This is a genomic window from Virgibacillus profundi (assembly GCF_002287375.1).
Classification (GTDB): Bacteria; Bacillota; Bacilli; order Bacillales; family Amphibacillaceae; genus Virgibacillus_K; species Virgibacillus_K profundi.
The window spans coordinates 239,345-257,952 of the sequence record NZ_NPOA01000006.1; the positions used below are offsets into that span (position 1 = coordinate 239,345).

The following is an 18,608-nucleotide window of genomic DNA, read 5'->3' on the forward strand; positions in this document are numbered from 1 at the left end:
ATCACATGACCAAAGTCTCATTTTTCTAAAAACTCATTGTTCTATTTTGCCGAATGGTGTAAAATGGAAACAATAAATAAATACGAGGGGTGGAGCAATGGGAGAGATTGTTCGGAATTGTCGTTTATGTAAAGTACCAATGGAAAGCAGTCCATTTCCAATGTGCGAAAACTGTCTTAAAGAAAGAGATAGGGTACGAAGCTTTATTACTAAAAATCAGTTCGCTTCAGTCGAAGAAATTTCGCTCTCCACAAATGTACCACGTGAAAAAGTAGAGAAAATGGCGAAACTTGGTGTAAATCCTAAAAGTGATTTGGAAACGAATATCCATTAATTTTATTCAGCCCCTATTTTTGGAGAGAATCAATTTAGGGTAATTGGAAAATGCTATGTTTGGTTTTTTTCTCAGAAAAGTAAAAAAGTTGTTGACTTAAAATAATCTAAATACTATAATTATTGAGAATCAAAAAAACGAAAGGAGGTCACTGAAATGGAAAAAATAATAGATGTTCCAAAAAACAATTTCATATATTCTGTGACCTCCATCGGTGAAAATGCTCACTAATGCAATAATACATTATGCACATTTTAACTTTTAAAGGTCACATATGCTTGTGACCTTTGTAATTTATAGGGATATAGGGATAGGTTTGTATCTATTTCAACCTCTTAACTGATTGCATACGTCGTCATAGGCGTATGCTTTTTTTGATTTAACAAATAAAGAGAAAGAAAAGATGGTGGTTTTTATGTTTCAGGTTTTTAAGAAATTAGATTGGTTTTTTAAACATTATTGGAAAAGATATACATTTGCCATTATTTCATTGATTATTGCAAGTGCGATTGGATTAATACCCCCTAAATTAGTTGGTTTTACGATTGATAAAATACAATTTGAGACATTAACAATGCAATTACTAGTGGCACTTGTGGCGGGCTACCTGGTACTGATCATTGTACATTATGCCATTTCATTTTTATGGGATTACACACTTTTTGGAGGGGCTGTGATTCTGGAAAGATGGACTCGCAGTCGATTAATGTCGCATTTTTTAGAAATGACACCGACATTTTTCGGGAAATATCGCACAGGGGATTTAATGGCGAGAAGTACAAACGATCTGAAAGCGATCAGTCTGACAGCAGGTTTTGGTGTGCTGACATTAGTGGATTCCAGTATTTTTATGCTTATGATTGTGGCAATGATGGGATTTACAATCAGCTGGCAGTTAACCCTGGCTGCATTAATTCCATTACCAATTATGGCTGTTGTTATGAATAAGTATGGTGCAGCGATTCATGCCCGTTTTACGAAAGCACAAGCAGCCTTTGGTAATATGAACAATGAAGTACTGGAATCCGTTCGTGGCGTACGTGTGATTCGTGCTTTCGTTCAGGAGAGACAGGATGCAAAAAGGTTCGAGACAATGACAGAAGATGTTTATCAAAAAAATATTGCAGTAGCAAAAATCGATGCATTGTTTGAACCGACGATGCAGATACTTGTTGGTCTATCATACACAATTGGGCTTGGCTATGGTGCCATGCTTGTATTTGAAAATAAAATGACGTTAGGGGATTTAGTTACATTCAATGTTTATTTAGGAATGCTCATTTGGCCAATGTTTGCGGTTGGAGAATTGATTAATATATTGCAACGCGGAAATGCTTCATTGGATCGAGTAAATGAGACACTGGACTACGTGGCAGATGTTAAGAATGCAGAAAACGTAAAAGATGTTTCCCATGTAAACTCCATTCATTTCAATGATGTTTCATTTTCCTATCCAGCAACAGAAATAAAGCAATTAAGCGGTATAAGCTTAAAGGTAACTCGAGGCCAAACGATTGGAATTGTAGGGAAAACGGGTGCAGGGAAAACTACATTATTCAAATTGATGCTGAGACAATACCCTGGTTTAATAGGGAAAATTACAATATCCGATGTTGATATAACGGAGATCAGTATGGAACAAATCAGATCATGGATTGGTTATGTTCCACAGGATCAGATCATGTTTTCCAAAACAATCCGTGAAAACATTCAATTTGGTAAAGGAGATGCAACGGATAAGGAAATATATCGAGTCATGGAGCTTGCGCATTTTCTGGAAGATATAAAACAACTTCCTAAAGGATTGGATACACAGGTAGGTGAGAGTGGTGTAACACTTTCAGGTGGACAAAAGCAACGTGTTGCTTTGGCACGTGCATTTATTAAGGACCCGGAAATTCTGATTCTGGATGACTCCATGTCAGCAGTGGATGGGAAAACAGAAGCAAAAATTATTGAACATTTGAAAACAGAACGGAAAAACAAAACAACATTTATTGCAGCACATCGGATGTCAGCTGTGACCCATGCAGATCACATTATTGTGCTGGAGGATGGGAAAATAATTGAAGAGGGAACACATGAACAATTAATGAAGTTAAATGGCTGGTATCAAGAACAATATAGTCAACAACAGCTGGAAGATGGGGAGGTGACCAACTAATGAAACGATCTACAGAAAGACGATTATTTGATTATGCATTACATTATAAAAAAGGTATTTTAATTGGTATGGCTTGTTTAATCATTGCTGTTGCACTTGAACTTGCAGGGCCATTAATCGCAAAAACTGTCATTGATGAACATATACTTGGTGTAGAAGGAAACTGGCAGGAAGTTTTGATAGATGATGATAAATACACTGTCCCGTACGACGATAGCTATTATAAAAGAGCAGATCGTTTAACAGAAGATGATCAACAAATAGGGGACAGTGCGACTGTTTTTCAAATAGGTACGGCATATTACTTTGTAAATGAAGAAGTACCACTGCAAGGAGAACGTAGCGTGGAGGATAATACCATTACAATATCTACTTCTGAGGATACAATGACTTTTGCAGGAAAGCGGCTGTCATTAGCAGAAGTTTATCCTTTCTTTAAGCCTGAACAGGGACCTATTTTATTTTTACTAGGGCTATATATGGTGCTATTGATTATTGCTGGATTCTTTCAGTTTTTTGAAACATTTTTATTGCAGAAATCATCTAATCAAATTGTTAAAAAGATGCGTAATGATTTGTTCGAGCATACACAGCGGATTCCAATAAATTATTATGTGGATCAGCCCGCTGGTAAAATAGTTGCCCGGATTACAAATGACACGGAAGCAATTCGCGATTTGTATGAACGTGTATTATCGATAGTTGTTACGAGTGTTATTTATATGGCTGGGATTTTTGTGGCATTATTCATTTTGGATGCGAAACTTGCTACGATGTGTTTATTGCTAATCCCACTCATTTTTGTCTGGATGAAGGTATATAAACATTTTGGAACGAAATACAATACTGTTATCCGCTCTACAATAAGTGAAATAAATGGAAATATCAATGAGGCGATCCAGGGAATGCCGATCATTCAGGCATTTCGAAGAGAAAAGAAAACGAAGGAAGATTTTGAGGTTTTGAATGAACGTCATTTCACATACCAACGCAAACTGGTAAAGCTGAGTTCATTAACTTCATATAACCTTGTTACCGTATTTCGCAATCTTGCATTTGTGGGCTTTATTTGGTACTTTGGCTCCTCTTCATTAGGGGTTGGCAGCATCATTTCAATTGGAATGTTGTATGCGTTCGTAGATTATTTAACACGATTATTTGAACCGGTTACAGATATTGTGAATCAGCTACCATTAATTGAGCAGGCCCGTGTTGCCGGAAATCGTGTCTTTGAATTGCTTGATCATGATGGGGAAAATGTTGTAAATGATAAGGTGGATAAATATCGTGGAAATATTTTATTTGATCATGTTTCATTTGCCTATAACGAGGGAGATTATGTTCTCAAGGATATTTCATTTGAGGTAAAAGCAGGTGAGACAGCTGCGTTTGTGGGGCATACGGGTTCAGGAAAAAGCTCCATTATGAATCTCTTATTCCGTTTTTATGATCCACAGAAGGGTACGATTACAATTGACAACTATAGTACACAGGATTGGTCCCGTCAACAGGTGAGAAGTCATATGGGTATTGTTCTGCAGGATCCATTCCTTTTTTCCGGTACGATCATTTCAAATGTAACCATGAATGATCCGGATATTACTAGGGAAAGGGCAATTCAGGCCCTGAAGGAAGTTGGAGCAGACCGGTTTATTGAAAAACTTCCAAATAAATATGATGAAGAGGTTACAGAAGGTGGAGGTACTTTCTCACTTGGGGAAAGACAATTATTATCATTTGCCAGAGCATTAGCGTTTGATCCCGCAATCCTAATTTTGGATGAGGCAACTGCAAATATTGATACAGAAACGGAAAGCATTATTCAAAAAGCGTTGGATGTATTGAAAAAAGGCAGAACAACCCTGGTAATCGCACACCGTCTATCAACTGTGCAGCAAGCTGATAAGATATTTGTACTTGATCATGGTACAATAAAAGAACAAGGTAATCATGACAAGCTAATTGATGAAAAAGGATTATATTATCAGATGTATCAGATGCAGCAGGGAAGAAGAAAAACAGCTGTATAAAGTAGTTTATGCTGGTTACGGGGTGGCGTTATGGATCATAAAGATAAGAATAATCATGATGTTATAGATGAAGATTTATATGAAGAATTTGAGGATGAAGAACTGTATGAATTAGTACAGGAAGAAAAAAGAAAAGCAATAGTCAGGGCAAGCCAGGAAAAAGAACCCAAGCCAAAACGACCATTTCCCAAGTGGGCGTTTTGGTTAATTGCTTTAGCAATGGTGTTTAATGTTGTTGCATTATTACCACAAACATTTTCCATTCCGGCAATCGACTTTTTAATAACTTCAGCCAAGCTATCAAGTCAGGATGATACTAAAGCATATAAAAAAGCAGTAGTCGTCGTGGAAACAGAAGATAGTAAGGGAACAGGGTTTGCTATATCAAGTGATGGAAAGATCATGACAAATCACCATGTAATTGAAGGGGAAGATACAGTTACTGTCGCTTTTCCTGATGATGGGTTATTATCTGCAGAGGTCACGGAAGTTTATCCGTCAATAGATCTGGCAATTTTGGAGACCAATGAGGAAGATATGCCGCATTTAACATTGGCTGATCAAACAACATTTGAAAAAGACGAAGCAATAGATTTTATCGGGAATCCTCTTAGGTTTAATGGGATTGCCAACGAAGGAAAAATTATTGGCTATACGCAGCTTTCCAGCTGGGAGCAGGAAGTATTAATGATAGAAGCTCCCGTATATCGTGGGAATAGCGGAAGTCCCATTATCAATAAAGATGGTGAGGTAATTGGTGTTATATTTGCCACATTGGATCACGGAGAACATGGAAGGGTAGGATTGTTTGTACCGATTGATTATTACTACGATCAGCAGTAAATAATTAATAATTTTGTTTCACGAAAATAGAATGCGGGTATAAAACATGTAAACGGCTTTAAGGAGGCGCTTTACATGTTTTATTTATCCTCGAATTTAAAAACATATAACATACATGCATCAGATGGAGAAATGGGCAAAGTAAAAGATTTATATTTTGATGATAAAAGATGGGCAATCCGCTATGCAATAATTGATACAAGAAAATGGCTGCCCGGAAGAAGGGTTTTATTATCTCCTTCATCGTTTCTTACATTGAACGAAGCAGATAAATTTCTTGAGGTTGAGTTCGACAAAGAAACTGTACGCAATAGTCCATCCATACCTGATGAGACATTGATCACCCAGGATGTTGAAAATTCCCTGGTTGGTTATTATGGGTGGACTAAATACTGGACGGGAAACATGCTTTGGGGTCCGAATGAATCACCAATGACTGCGTATAAAAACCATGAAGAAGCATTGCTTCAAGAACAGCCAGTTGATTCACATCGTGATTATGATCTCCGTAGCGAAGACGAAACAATTGGTTTTAAAGTCCATGCCGATAACGGAAAAATTGGAACAATTGCGGACATGATTTATGATGATCAAAAATGGAAAATACAATATATTATCGTACAAAGCAGTGATCATCCTGTTGAGGAAGAATATTTCGTATTCCCTACAGAAGATATCGAATCTGCTGATTGGTTTGAACACGATTTATATGTAAAAAAATCATTGGAAGAAGTGAAAATGAGAAAGATATATAAAACGAAAGAAAGCATTCTGATCGACCTTTAAAATTTATTTCAGTGTGAAAAAATGCCTCCCGGCAAAACCTGGAGGCATTTTTTTGTTCGAAATAAAAGACATTACATAAAAAGCCATTTAAAACGGTTAGTAACTGATATTTAAACAAATTGTAATTGTTTTGGGATAGAAACCGGTGATGTAGTACGTTAAGATTATTATATTGAAAATAATAACTGATTTTAATGACATAAATATATAATAAAGATGGTGGATACATCGTGACATATATGAAAATGATTATAAATACTTTTAATATTAGAAAACTTGGCTTATCGCCAAACCTTAGTTCAACGAAAAATACTTTTCGTCTGCGATGCAAATGCTTACGTAGCTTTCCTTTGTGCACTTATACTGATTTCCTAAAAAAGTTATACTTTCCTGTCAGTGAAATAAAATACTTGAAAACTACACCCAAAAATATAAAAAATAGTACGAATTTTATAATGGCTGGGGGTGCTATTAGTTGATGATGAGCAGGTCACTTAAAGACATGCCCCTTAAAGATATGATTGTCTCGGCCCAACAAGGGGATGAAGCAGTATTAAATCATCTATTAAAATCCTATCAGCCTTTTATCGCAAAGTGTGTTTCTGAAGTTTGCAAACGTTATATTGATCCGGAGAAAGATGATGAATTCAGTATTGGATTATCCGCATTTAATGAAGCTATAAAATCGTACTCGTCGGAACGGGGGAGCTCTTTTTTATCCTTTGCCAAGCTCGTTGTTAAACGTAAGGTGATTGATTATATTCGCTATACTCAAAAAAGGGCTCTTCCTGTATCGTTGGATGATAGCTATGATGCAGAGCAAATGGAAAACCCATTAGAAATAATTGCAGTAAAAGAAAGATACCGCCAGGAACAGGATACATTGTATCGCCGGGAGGAAATTGAGGAATTCGTTGAAAAGCTGAAAGAATATAATCTGACGCTGTTGGAGCTCACCGAAGCATCACCCAAACATAGGGATGCACGCGACTCTGCTGTCAAAACAGCACGAATTCTTTTTGGAAATGAAGAATTAAGAGCCTATGTTTATCGGAAGAAAAAGCTGCCAATCAAAGATTTACTGAAGCTTGTGGATGTGAGTAAAAAAACGTTGGAACGCAACCGGAAATTTATAATAGCGATATTTATTGTTCTTCATGAAGATTTTATTTATCTCAAGGATTATTTAAAGGGGGTGGGTCAGTGAATAAAGGGATTGTAATGGAGAAGCATAAGCAGTTTACAATCATCATGACGAAAGAAGGTATCTTTCTAAAGGCTATTCCGATTGAACATGCTCAGGTAGGTTCTGAAGTGGTCTATGAACCATTGGTGTATAAGAAAAAAGCAGCATTCCTTTTCTTTCCCTCAAAAAAAATGAATGCACCTGTTCGTCTACTTTCCATGGTCTGTATTCTGCTATTACTTGCGCTGCCATTTTATTTTGCAATGGGTAAGAGTAATACATATGCCTATGTAAATATTGATATTAACCCAAGCATTGAATTAGAGGTTAATGATGAATTAAATGTACTATCGATCAGAGCATTAAATGACGATGCAGATTTGATTGTAAAACAATTAACCGATTATGAAAATGAAAAAATGGAAACAGTTATTGAAAAAATCATGGCAGAGAGTGAAGAAACAGGATTAATTAATGATAGTAAAAATATGTTGATCGGGGTTAGTTATACCGCAGAAAAGAAAGAGGAATTATCTGTACATAAAAATATAGAGCATTTTTTCCAAAAAAATAATTCGGAATGGGAAATAGCAACATTTGATGTTCCTGAAAACATTAGAGAACAAGCAGAAAAGAATAAGAAATCAATGAATGAAGTAATGGCAACAACGATTATCGGAAAAGAAAAAACTCCCGAGGATAATAAAACATGGGAAGCATCGATGAATGATGAAGATAGAGCAATTATTAATTCTTTTTATAATACGGATAAAAATCATTCAGAAAGTAAAAGCACCGATAAGGAAACAATTAAAATAACGCCAAAGAAATCGAATGAAAATCAAAAAGAAAATAATTCAATGATCAAAGAAAGACCGAAAGTGGACAAAGTGAAGAAGGATATTACTGAGTCAAAAAGTATAAAAGAAAAATCTCATCCCAGTGAGTTAAAAAAGAAAAATGGCGAAATAAACTCTAATGGTAAAAACAAAGGGAAAAATAAAAACAGTAACGAGAGTAAAAATAATGGAAAATCTGAGAAACATCATAAGCAGAAAAATAAGCAATCAAACAACAATGGTAATGATAAAAACAAAGGAAATAACGGCAATGGTAATAAACATAAGAAAGATAATGGAAAACATAAGAACAGCGGTAATAACGGTAACAATGGAAAAGGGAATAATGGCAATAATGGTAAAGGAAATAACGGGAATGGAAACAATGGCAACAACGGACACGGAAATAACGGCAACAATGGCAATGGAAATAATGGTCGACATTAAAGAAGAGGCTGCAGACTCGGCAGCCTCTTCTTTTTATATTTCCATTGTAACTACAGGCTCAAATTTCATCGCATGGTCTATATAATAAAGAAGGTTATCGTGATTGGTCATAATTTTAGACTCATCTAAAGAATAATGGTAAGCGTGCAGGAAAAGCTGGATTTTTTTTGACAGCATATCATCATTTGTACGAACCATAAGCACCAGTAAATCATCCCACTGTCCCCAAAGTGTGTAATATAACGCTTTATCATAATCCGGAATATCCATTGTAGCCCTCCTTTAAATGTAAAGGGTTATTTATATTGTCTCCTTATTTTATATATATTGTCTGATACAAAAATGGTGTAATTACCAAAAAAAGGTGATTACCAACAAGGAATAATAATAATTTCCTGATACATACTAAAATCAAAACAATAAGGAGGATTTTTATGAAATGGAAATTTTTTAGTATCATGCTAGTGCTTGTATTGGCACTTGTTGGATGTGCTAATGGTGATAATAATGATAACCAGGAAGGTGCAATGGACAATAATAATATTGAGCCTACCCGTTACAACAATGATAATACCGGATTTGAAGGCGATCGCGACTACAATATGAGAAGAACATCCGATCAAGCTCAGGAAAGAAATGATAATGAAAGAAACAGAAATGGAAATGACCGATATGATGTTGCAGGAGAAGCTGCAGATCAGATTACAGATAAAATTGATGAAATAGATAACGCATATGTGCTTACAACTGATAATAATGCATATGTGGCAGCTAATCTGGATAGTGACAATAGAAATAACGATAACACTAATGATAACAACAATAATAACAACAAAAATACCAACAATAATGATGGTGATAAACTAACTGATGAAGTGAAGGAACAGATAAGTGAAATTGTAAAATCGGTTGATAATGATATTGACAATGTCTATGTCTCAACAAATCCAGATTTTGTTGATCTAACAAATAACTATGTGGATGATGTTGATAATGGTGAACCAATTGAAGGATTCTTTGATCAATTCGGTAATATGATTGAACGCTTATTCCCGGAGAATGAAAGGTAAATAATATTAATTACGAGTGACTATGCTGCATAGTCACTCGTATTTTTTTATTTAATTTATGAATGAAGCTGAGAATCAGCTAATATAAAACGCCTCTCTACGCCCAAATGCTCCAAATCAAGCTTCGAACCGTCCAATAGAACGCCTCTCTACGCCCAAATGCTCCAAATCAAGCTTCGACCGTCCAATAGAACGCTTCTCTACGCCCAAATGCTCCAAATCAAGCTTCGAACTGTCCAATAGAAAGCCTCTCTACACACAATGCTTCAAAAGATCAGGTTCATCTTTTTACAAAAAAGGTAACATGTGATATTCTGATACATATAATAATTCATACTAAACATAGTATAATACTATGAATTAATAAATTTATGGAGCTGAGTATGAAATGGGACGCGAGTTTCTTGATCTATTTGAAGAGTGGGCTGGAACTTATGATGATACTGTAACGGGCATTGACCCTCAATATAGAGCTGTATTTGCAAATTATAATAAAATCCTGGATGAAGTTGTGAAAAATTCCGAGGGGACAGTGCTGGAATTTGGTGTTGGTACAGGGAATTTGACAGAAAAAATAATGGATGCAGGACATGAGGTGATTGGAATTGAGCCATCCCAGGCAATGTTGGATATTGCTTCTGAGAAATATCCGGAATTAACGTTACTGGAAGGCGATTTCATTACGTTTCCGGAAGTTGATGCCGTAGAAACAATTGTCAGCACCTATGCATTTCATCATTTAACAGATAGTGAAAAAGAAATTGCTGTTGCACAATTTGCTGATATCCTTCCTCCAAATGGAAAAATTGTTTTTGGTGATACCATGTTTCAGTCAGAGGATATAAAGCAAAAAATGATTAATGAAGCTTCTGAAAAAGAATATACAGATTTAGCCGAAGATTTACAAAGGGAATACTACACCACATTAGAAGTAATGCAGAATATTTTTAAAAATAATAACTTTAATGTAACTTTTAAGCAGATGAACGAATTTGTCTGGCTTGTTGTAGCTGAAAAGACAAGTGAGGAGAGGTAAACATGTCAAAAAAAATGAATGTAGAAAGTTTTAACCTGGATCACACGAAAGTTAAAGCGCCATATGTACGATTAGTGGGAGTAACTGAAGGAGCAAATGGTGACAAGGTTTATAAATATGATTTACGCTTTAAGCAGCCGAATAAAGAGCATATGGAAATGGCAGGCCTACACTCCATTGAACATCTTATGGCAGAAAACATCCGTAACCACATGGATAATGTGTTGGATATTGGCCCAATGGGCTGTCAAACCGGTTTTTATTTAGCGATATTAAATAATGACAGTTATGATGAAGTGCTGGATACACTGGAAAAAACTTTAAATGATGTAATTAATGCTGACGAGGTGCCTGCTTGCAATGAAGTTCAATGTGGCTGGGCAGCTAATCATAGCCTGGAAGGTGCCAAAGATATTGCTAAGGAAATGCTGGAACATCGAAATGAGTGGCACGAAGTTTTCTAAAAGTGAGGCGATCAGCATGGCAGTTTATCGATCTATTCATGAATTAATCGGTGAAACACCATTATTGCAACTAACTAATTTTCCTTTATCAGATGGGGTTCGTTTATATGCAAAACTGGAATTTTTCAATCCTGGTGGAAGTGTGAAAGATAGGCTGGGCATAGAGCTAATTGAGGATGCATTAGCAAAAGGAACACTTACAGAAGGCGGTACAATTATTGAACCGACAGCTGGTAATACAGGTATCGGCTTAGCTCTTGCGGCTTTGGGCAAAAACTTATCTGTTATTTTCTGTGTACCGGAACATTTTAGTAAGGAAAAGCAAATGATTATGAACGCATTAGGTGCAAAAATTGTCCAAACTCCTCAAGCGCAAGGGATGATGGGAGCAATTGAAAAGACCAAGCAATTAGTGAAGGAAATTCCAAATAGTTTCTCCCCACAGCAATTTGCGAATCCTGCGAATCCAAGAACCTATTATAAAACACTTGCACCTGAAATCTGGAATGATTTAAATGGTGATATGGATGTATTTGTGGCAGGTGCGGGTTCTGGTGGGACTTTTATGGGAACTGCCAGGTATTTGAAAGAAAGAAAACCTGCAGTGAAAACAGTGATTGTTGAGCCTGAGGGGTCAATTATTGCTGGAGGCGATCCTGGTCATCATCGAACAGAAGGAATTGGTATGGAATTTTTGCCGGACTATATGGACAGGAACTATATGGATCAGGTGTATACAGTATCAGATGATGATGCATTCGGAATGGTGAAGGAGTTGGCAAAGAAGGAGGGTCTGCTTGTTGGCAGTTCTTCCGGGTCAGCTATGTATGCCGCATTGCAGGAAGTCCAAAACGCTAAACCGGGGACAACAATTGTAACGGTTTTTCCTGATGGCAGTGATCGATATTTAAGTAAAAGTATTTATGATTAAGGGGGAAGTGAAAATGAGAGCTAAAACAAAAATGATCCATGGTGGCATAACAGGTGATGAGGCAACAGGAGCAGTATCTGTACCAATTTATCAGGTAAGTACGTATAAGCAGGATAGTGTTGGGAACGATCGTGGCTATGAATATTCCCGAACCGGAAATCCAACAAGACATGCACTTGAAACGGTGATTGCTGACCTGGAAAATGGGGAAGCTGGCTTTGCATTTGGGTCAGGTATGGCTGCGATCACATCTGTTATGATGCTTTTAAATTCAAATGATCATGTCTTGATGACGGATGATGTGTATGGTGGGTCTTACCGGTTAATGACAAAGGTACTTAGTCGATTTAATCTGGAGCATTCGTTTGTTGATACAAGCTACCCTAAAAAAGTTGAAGCTGCTATTCAAGAGAACACAAAGGCATTGTTCATTGAAACACCAACAAATCCTCTGCTAAAGATTACAGATATTAAGAAAATGGCTGAAATCGCTAAAAAACATGATTTATTATTAATTGTGGATAATACATTTGCAACACCATATTGGCAGCAACCGATAGATCATGGAGCAGATATTGTATTGCATAGTGCAACAAAATATATTGGTGGACATAGTGATGTGGTCTCAGGATTAGTTGTAGTTAATTCAAAAGATTTGGCTGAAAAAGTTCACTTTGTTCAAAACTCAGTTGGTGCAGTATTGGGACCACAGGATTCCTGGCTTTTAATGCGTGGAATTAAAACACTTGCATTACGCATGGAAGCTATTGAAGCAAATTCGAAAAAAATTGTGGAGTTTTTACAGAATCATGAGCAGGTTTCTTCTGTTTATTATCCAGGTATTAAAAACCATCGGGGTCATGAAATTGCGGGTAACCAAGCTGCAGGCTTTGGTGGGATGATATCCTTTGATGTGGGCAGTGGGGAAAAAGCAGCACAAGTTCTGGACCGTGTAAAATACTTTACTTTGGCAGAGAGTCTTGGAGCAGTTGAAAGTTTAATTTCTGTTCCAGCAAAAATGACGCATGCATCCATTCCGCATGGCCGAAGACAAGAGCTTGGGATTACTGATGGCCTTATCCGAGTCTCTGTTGGGATTGAGGATGTGGAGGATCTAATTGGAGATTTGAATGAAGGTTTGAAGTAAGGTATAAAGATTAGCCATATCGAACAACTAGTTTATAAATTAACAGATAGCATACCAAATCACATTTTGATTGGTATGCTATCTTTTGTTGATATGGCCATGCTAAGGAATCTAAAATAATTCTTTTTCGTTTTTTAATGCCCACCCATTCATGCTTCGATTCCAATATTACTAAGTGAATCTGTATTTTATCAAACAAAATAAGCTATAATTGGTTATAATCAATAGAAATAATATAGAACGATAATGTGTCCAAAGACGGTGATGAATATGAGTGAAGGTAAAACAATTTTAATAATTGAAGATGATCAAGAAATCAGTAAGCTACTGAGCGTGATTTTAACAAAATTAGGTATGGCTTCGGTTGTGGCTTATTCTGGTACAGAAGGACTCCTGCAGCTTGAAAATAATACATATGATCTAATTTTATTAGACTTAATGTTACCAGGTTTAAGTGGGGAAGAATTAATAAAACAGGTCAGGGAAGAGAGTACGATTCCAATAATTGTGATTTCAGCCAAGGTTGATATAGAAAATAAAGTACAAGTATTAAAAATGGGGGCAGACGATTATATAACCAAGCCATTTAACCAAGCAGAGGTAGTGGCTAGAGTTGAAGTTCAATTACGAAAATCAAGTGCTCATCCCGCGCGGTCGGCTGAGAATGTATGGCGTGGACTGAAAATCAATCAAGAAAAACGATCTGTATCTTTAGAAAACAAAGAGTTGCAGTTAACAAATGCAGAATTCGATATTCTTTCCTTATTTGTGAGTCATCCGGAGCGTGCTTTTTCCAAAAAGGAGATTTATGAAAGAATCTGGAAAGGAACCTATTTGGGCGATGATAATACCATTAGTGTCCATGTCTCAAATCTTCGTAAAAAAATGGCTGAATTCACTTCTGACGAGTATATAAAGACAATTTGGGGAGTAGGCTTTATGCTGGTTTAATTTCTTTATGATTTCTTTACGTTTTGTTTAAGGGAATTTAAAGACTACTAAGCTAAACTGAATGTATCAAAAAATTTAGCAAAGGAGTCAACAAAATGGATTCCATTATTCAAACGTATCAATTGACGAAAACCTTTAAGAACGAAGAAATCATCGAACCCCTTGATTTCACATTAAGAAAAGGAGAAATTTGTGCTTTAATTGGTAAAAATGGTGCTGGTAAATCAACGTTTTTTAAAATGCTTGCGGGACAATTAATGCCAACTACAGGAGACATTCAATTATTTGGTAAATCAGGCAAGAAAATAGGCAAATCCAAAAAAAGAATGGGCTTCATGATAGAAACACCAGAATTTTTTCCGGATTTTACTGCAACTCAGAATCTAGAGTATTTTCGAATTCAACGGGGTGTCACTGAAAAGAAACGCATTTATGAGGTTTTGCAAATTGTTGATTTAGCAAATCAAAAGAAGAAACGGTTTAAAGACTACTCCATGGGAATGAAGCAAAGGCTTGGCATAGCCCTATGCCTACTAAGTAGTCCAGATTGTTTAGTGCTAGATGAACCAATCAATGGTTTGGATGCTGAAGGGATTATGGAGATTCGTAAGTTATTATTGAAGCTAAATCAAGAAAAACAAATAACGATATTAGTTTCCAGCCATATTTTAACTGAATTACAATTACTAGCTACACGTTTTGTATTTCTCAAGAATGGTGTAATTGTCGATGATTTAAGTAAACAGACTTTAGATGAAAAAAGTAAGAAACAAATTCATCTTAAAGTTGATGATGTAGCAAAAGCAGCACGATTGTTAGAGCAAGGATATGCTGATATTCAATATAAAATCCTTCCTGATCATCTAATAACTATTCAAAATCATGTAGAGGAAGGCGGAGAAATCAATCGCCTTTTAATCGACAATGAAGTGTTTGTGATGGAGTTTCGTATGGAGGCACTGAACTTAGAAGAGTACTTCTTAGGATTAGTGGAGGGGAATGAAAAATGATTAATTATATTAAAAGCGAAAATTATCGTTTGCTGCGAAAAAAGAGCCTTTATATGACAAGTGTGATTTGTTGTTTGTTAATCGTCGTAGCAGCAGCTGTCTTGTACTATACTCATCAGCAGGATCCGAATTTTCCTTATGCAACGAGTATGTTTCTTTATTCAAATGTCATTAGTGGTACCCTACTAATTATGATTGTAGGATTACTCTTTAATTCGGCTCTTACAGGGAAAGATGCATCTCTAATTAAACAATCTGTATCCTTTGGTGTCTCTCGGAACACAGTCTTTTGGTCAAAGCTAATCCTAACTTTAAGTTACTTTCTGTTGATATGTGTGATTGGTCTAATTCTAACGATTACATTGGGTGAAACGCTTTTGGCTAGTGAAGGACAATCAGTCAAGAATTTCTTGATAGCTAGTTCAAACATGGTGCCGATTGTGCTCAGTGGCTTTTTTATGATACATGCACTGAAAATGCTGAAAGTCAGTGAAGTCTATATCATTATCATGTTCCTATTCATTTTTATTTTTTCTGGTGATCTGTTATACATGCTGTTCGATTATACGCCAAGTACACTATTAAACGAAAACTTAATGAGCTTTGTGAATAATTCTGCACACTTCGATTATCGTCATTGGGTTACTGGCATTGTGATTTCAGTAATCTCTTTACTAATAGGAGCAAAAAGATTCGCAAAACAAAACATCGATTGATATAGAAGGGATGAATGAAAGTGAGTAGCTGGTTGATCATCATTATTTTGCTTTTACTTCTAATGGTAAGTATCGGAATCCTTCTTATTTTTCATTGGGATATTAGAAGGATGACGAAACAATTAGAAGAAATCATTGAAAGTTTCGGTACAAATGAATTGGTTCGCACAAATACGCATAGTAAAAGCCTTATCCGATTTATCACGAATATCAACCAGCTCATTCATTTATTCAAGCAAGATCAACAGCACACGCAAAAGAGAGAAAAAGAACTAAAGCAAGAAATTACCAATATCTCTCATGACTTAAGAACGCCTTTAACCTCAATGAAAGGATTTTCGGATTTGTTACATGATCCCTCTTTATCTGAAGAAGAAAAGAAAGAGTTTTTAACTATTATTCAAAGGAAAATTGACAATCTCACCATGATGGTCGATTTATTCTATGAGTTCTCACAAATTGACTCATCAGACAAGCAATTGATTATGGAACAGCAGTTTTTGGATCGAATTGTCGTGGATACTATGCTACTGTTCTATAATGATTTTGAAAAAAACCAGTTAAGGATACATGTCGATGAAGTTATCGTATCTCCTATATTTGCTGATAAGAAAGCAACAAATCGAATTGTGACAAACATTATTCAAAATGCGTTACGATATGCCAAGAGCTATTTAACAATTAACTTGATTGAAGAAGAAGAATATGTCCGGTTAAGAGCAGTCAATGATGTTGCTGAGTTTGATCGTACTGATCTCCATCGAATTTTTGATCGAACATATAGATCGGATATTAGTCGAACTGGTGAGCAGCTTGGATTAGGGCTGCATATTGTTCAGCGACTTATCAACAAACAAAAGGGTAAAGTAGTTGCTGATATTCATGAAAATGAATTTAGGATTGACGTATCGTTTAAGAAATGGGATTAGGCTGGGGAACATCAAGAGGTTGTTTAAATGGCTGTAATGCAATTGTTAAAAAGGTTTTAAAATGATATGATTTGATATTTTCTACATACCAAGTGGACTACCAGTCGAACTGTCCTTTTCATTTGCCCGTATGCTAGAATGAAAGGTAAATAAACTTATTGGAGGAATTCGGCATGAGTGAAAAAGCATTGGCTTACTTAAAAGAAAATCGAAGAAATTTACTGGAAAAATTAAATGATTTTTTGTCTATACCCAGTGTCAGTACGGATAGTGCACATAAAAAAGATGTGGAGGCAGCAGCTGACTTTATCGTTACATATTTAAAAGAAATAAATTTTGAAAATGTGGAGAAACAGGAAACCGGGGGACATCCGTTAGTTTATGCAGAATATAACGGGGCAGGCCCTGATGCTCCAACAGTATTATTTTATGGTCATTATGATGTTCAGCCAGTAGATCCAATTGAATTATGGAAAAGTGATCCTTTTAAACCAGAGGTGAGAGATGGACGCATATATGCCCGAGGGTCAAGTGATGATAAGGGGCAGGTGTTTATGCATCTGGCTGTTTTTGAAGCATTGATGAAAACAGAAGGAAAGCTCCCACTGAATGTAAAAGTTTGTATTGAAGGCGAAGAGGAAATTGGCAGTGAGAATTTATATGAAATTCTTCATGATAAAAAAGAACAGTTCCAAGCTGACTTTGCTGTGATATCCGATTCAGGAATGGTTGCTAAAAATCAGCCAACCATTCTTTATGGACTAAAAGGTTTCACAGGAATTGAGATCACAGTTACTGGCCCTGATCATGATCTGCATTCAGGTATGTATGGAGGGGCAGTCAGGAATCCGATTATGGCTTTAAATCACATTTTGGCATCAATGAAAAATGTGGAAGAGGTTATAACAGTTGATGGCTTTTATGATGATGTAGAACCACTTGCTGAGAATGAAAGAAAGCTAATCGAACAAGTGGATGGGGAGGACTACTCTGAACCTGCGGGTATAAAGGAAACAGCTTCGGAAAAAGGCTATACAGCAAAAGAACACACAATGGCACGACCAACCTTTGAAATCAATGGGATTTACGGAGGCTACCAGGGTGAAGGGACAAAAACAATTATTCCGTCATCTGCTACAGCAAAAATCACTTGTCGATTAGTGCCGGGACAGGATCCGGTTAAAATTCAGCAATTGCTGGAGGAACATGTAAATAAAGTCGCACCAAGTGGTGTAACTGTTGAGGTTAAGAAAGAAAAGCTTTCAGCAAAAGCATATAAAGTAGAACCAAATCATCCACTGATTGAAAAAGCTGCAAGAAGCTATACGAAAGCATTTGGTAAGGAAACGGTTTATGTCAGAATGGGTGGATCTATCCCAGTAGTAGAATGGATTGAAGCTATTTATGATATGCCAATTGTGCTATTAGGATTCGGAACGCCCGACGACCGCCTGCACTCACCTAACGAGAGCTTTCCATTAGATAGTTTTGATAAGGGTATGGAGACTTTGGTTTATTATTGGAATGAAGTGGATAATAGTTAAATATACTGCATAACTTCTTCTCTTTACTGGTAGAAAATAGAGAAGTTCTCTATAGATTAAGTCCATATAATTGTGTAAAAAGGATAAACAAAAAGGGTCACATTAATTCCTTATGATACAATGTTTTTCAACGACGATAAACAATGTAGGAGGAATTAATAATGACCCAGTTACAGTTTAA

At 36.2% G+C, this 18,608-nt stretch carries 18 protein-coding genes; 17 read left to right on the forward strand and 1 reads right to left on the reverse strand.

Annotation, left to right across the window (positions count from 1 at the left end):
* Positions 1-97 precede the first annotated feature (97 nt).
* From CIL05_RS10675 to CIL05_RS10710, 7 genes are all read left to right on the forward strand, one after another.
* Positions 98-334 (forward strand): hypothetical protein, encoded by a 237-nt coding sequence (locus tag CIL05_RS10675; protein ID WP_095655517.1) that lies wholly within the window; start codon positions 98-100, stop codon positions 332-334.
* A 415-nt stretch (positions 335-749) separates the two neighbouring features.
* Positions 750-2,498 (forward strand): ABC transporter ATP-binding protein, encoded by a 1,749-nt coding sequence (locus CIL05_RS10680; RefSeq protein ID WP_095655546.1) that lies wholly within the window; start codon positions 750-752, stop codon positions 2,496-2,498.
* Complete coding sequence (locus tag CIL05_RS10685; protein WP_095655518.1) at positions 2,498-4,528, forward strand: ABC transporter ATP-binding protein; 2,031 nt, start codon at positions 2,498-2,500, stop codon at positions 4,526-4,528. The genes CIL05_RS10680 and CIL05_RS10685 overlap by 1 nt, the downstream gene beginning before the upstream one ends.
* A 30-nt stretch (positions 4,529-4,558) precedes the next feature.
* Positions 4,559-5,371, forward strand: a complete 813-nt coding sequence (locus tag CIL05_RS10690) for a S1C family serine protease (protein ID WP_095655519.1) — start codon at positions 4,559-4,561, stop codon at positions 5,369-5,371.
* Between the two features lie 75 nt (positions 5,372-5,446).
* Positions 5,447-6,157, forward strand: a complete 711-nt coding sequence (locus tag CIL05_RS10695; RefSeq protein WP_095655520.1) for a PRC-barrel domain-containing protein — start codon at positions 5,447-5,449, stop codon at positions 6,155-6,157.
* Positions 6,158-6,635: 478 nt separating this feature from the next.
* Positions 6,636-7,364: an RNA polymerase sigma factor SigI gene (sigI, locus tag CIL05_RS10705; RefSeq protein WP_095655547.1), complete on the forward strand. Its 729-nt coding sequence runs from the start codon at positions 6,636-6,638 to the stop codon at positions 7,362-7,364.
* Entirely contained in the window at positions 7,361-8,629 is a 1,269-nt protein-coding gene (locus CIL05_RS10710) for an anti-sigma-I factor RsgI family protein (protein WP_095655522.1), read from the forward strand. The genes sigI and CIL05_RS10710 overlap by 4 nt, the downstream gene beginning before the upstream one ends.
* Before the next feature lie 33 nt (positions 8,630-8,662).
* Here CIL05_RS10710 and CIL05_RS10715 read toward each other — a convergent pair whose 3' ends face one another.
* Positions 8,663-8,899: a YhdB family protein gene (locus CIL05_RS10715; RefSeq protein ID WP_095655523.1), complete on the reverse strand. Its 237-nt coding sequence runs from the start codon at positions 8,897-8,899 to the stop codon at positions 8,663-8,665.
* A gap of 164 nt (positions 8,900-9,063) precedes the next feature.
* On the opposite strand from CIL05_RS10715, the gene CIL05_RS10720 reads away from it, so the two are divergent.
* The 10 genes from CIL05_RS10720 (at position 9,064) to CIL05_RS10765 (ending at position 18,427) form a co-directional block, all read left to right on the forward strand.
* On the forward strand, positions 9,064-9,699 hold the full coding sequence (locus tag CIL05_RS10720; RefSeq protein ID WP_095655524.1) for a YhcN/YlaJ family sporulation lipoprotein: 636 nt from the start codon (positions 9,064-9,066) through the stop codon (positions 9,697-9,699).
* 388 nt (positions 9,700-10,087) lie between these two features.
* Positions 10,088-10,735 carry a class I SAM-dependent DNA methyltransferase gene (locus CIL05_RS10725; protein ID WP_095655525.1) on the forward strand — a complete coding sequence of 216 codons (648 nt, stop codon included), beginning with the start codon at positions 10,088-10,090 and terminating at the stop codon, positions 10,733-10,735.
* Positions 10,736-10,737: 2 nt separating this feature from the next.
* On the forward strand, positions 10,738-11,199 hold the full coding sequence (locus CIL05_RS10730) for an S-ribosylhomocysteine lyase (protein ID WP_095655526.1): 462 nt from the start codon (positions 10,738-10,740) through the stop codon (positions 11,197-11,199).
* A gap of 16 nt (positions 11,200-11,215) precedes the next feature.
* Positions 11,216-12,130: a PLP-dependent cysteine synthase family protein gene (locus tag CIL05_RS10735; RefSeq protein ID WP_095655527.1), complete on the forward strand. Its 915-nt coding sequence runs from the start codon at positions 11,216-11,218 to the stop codon at positions 12,128-12,130.
* A 13-nt stretch (positions 12,131-12,143) separates the two neighbouring features.
* Positions 12,144-13,277: a bifunctional cystathionine gamma-lyase/homocysteine desulfhydrase gene (locus tag CIL05_RS10740; RefSeq protein ID WP_095655528.1), complete on the forward strand. Its 1,134-nt coding sequence runs from the start codon at positions 12,144-12,146 to the stop codon at positions 13,275-13,277.
* A gap of 270 nt (positions 13,278-13,547) precedes the next feature.
* Entirely contained in the window at positions 13,548-14,228 is a 681-nt protein-coding gene (locus tag CIL05_RS10745) for a response regulator transcription factor (RefSeq protein ID WP_095655529.1), read from the forward strand.
* 95 nt (positions 14,229-14,323) lie between these two features.
* A complete protein-coding gene (locus tag CIL05_RS10750) occupies positions 14,324-15,238 on the forward strand; it encodes an ATP-binding cassette domain-containing protein (RefSeq protein ID WP_095655530.1) in 915 nt (304 codons plus the stop codon).
* Between the two features lie 74 nt (positions 15,239-15,312).
* On the forward strand, positions 15,313-15,954 hold the full coding sequence (locus CIL05_RS10755) for an ABC transporter permease (protein WP_240510164.1): 642 nt from the start codon (positions 15,313-15,315) through the stop codon (positions 15,952-15,954).
* Between the two features lie 14 nt (positions 15,955-15,968).
* Complete coding sequence (locus CIL05_RS10760; RefSeq protein WP_439144836.1) at positions 15,969-16,883, forward strand: sensor histidine kinase; 915 nt, start codon at positions 15,969-15,971, stop codon at positions 16,881-16,883.
* A gap of 173 nt (positions 16,884-17,056) precedes the next feature.
* Positions 17,057-18,427 (forward strand): dipeptidase, encoded by a 1,371-nt coding sequence (locus tag CIL05_RS10765; protein ID WP_095655532.1) that lies wholly within the window; start codon positions 17,057-17,059, stop codon positions 18,425-18,427.
* Positions 18,428-18,608 lie beyond the last annotated feature (181 nt).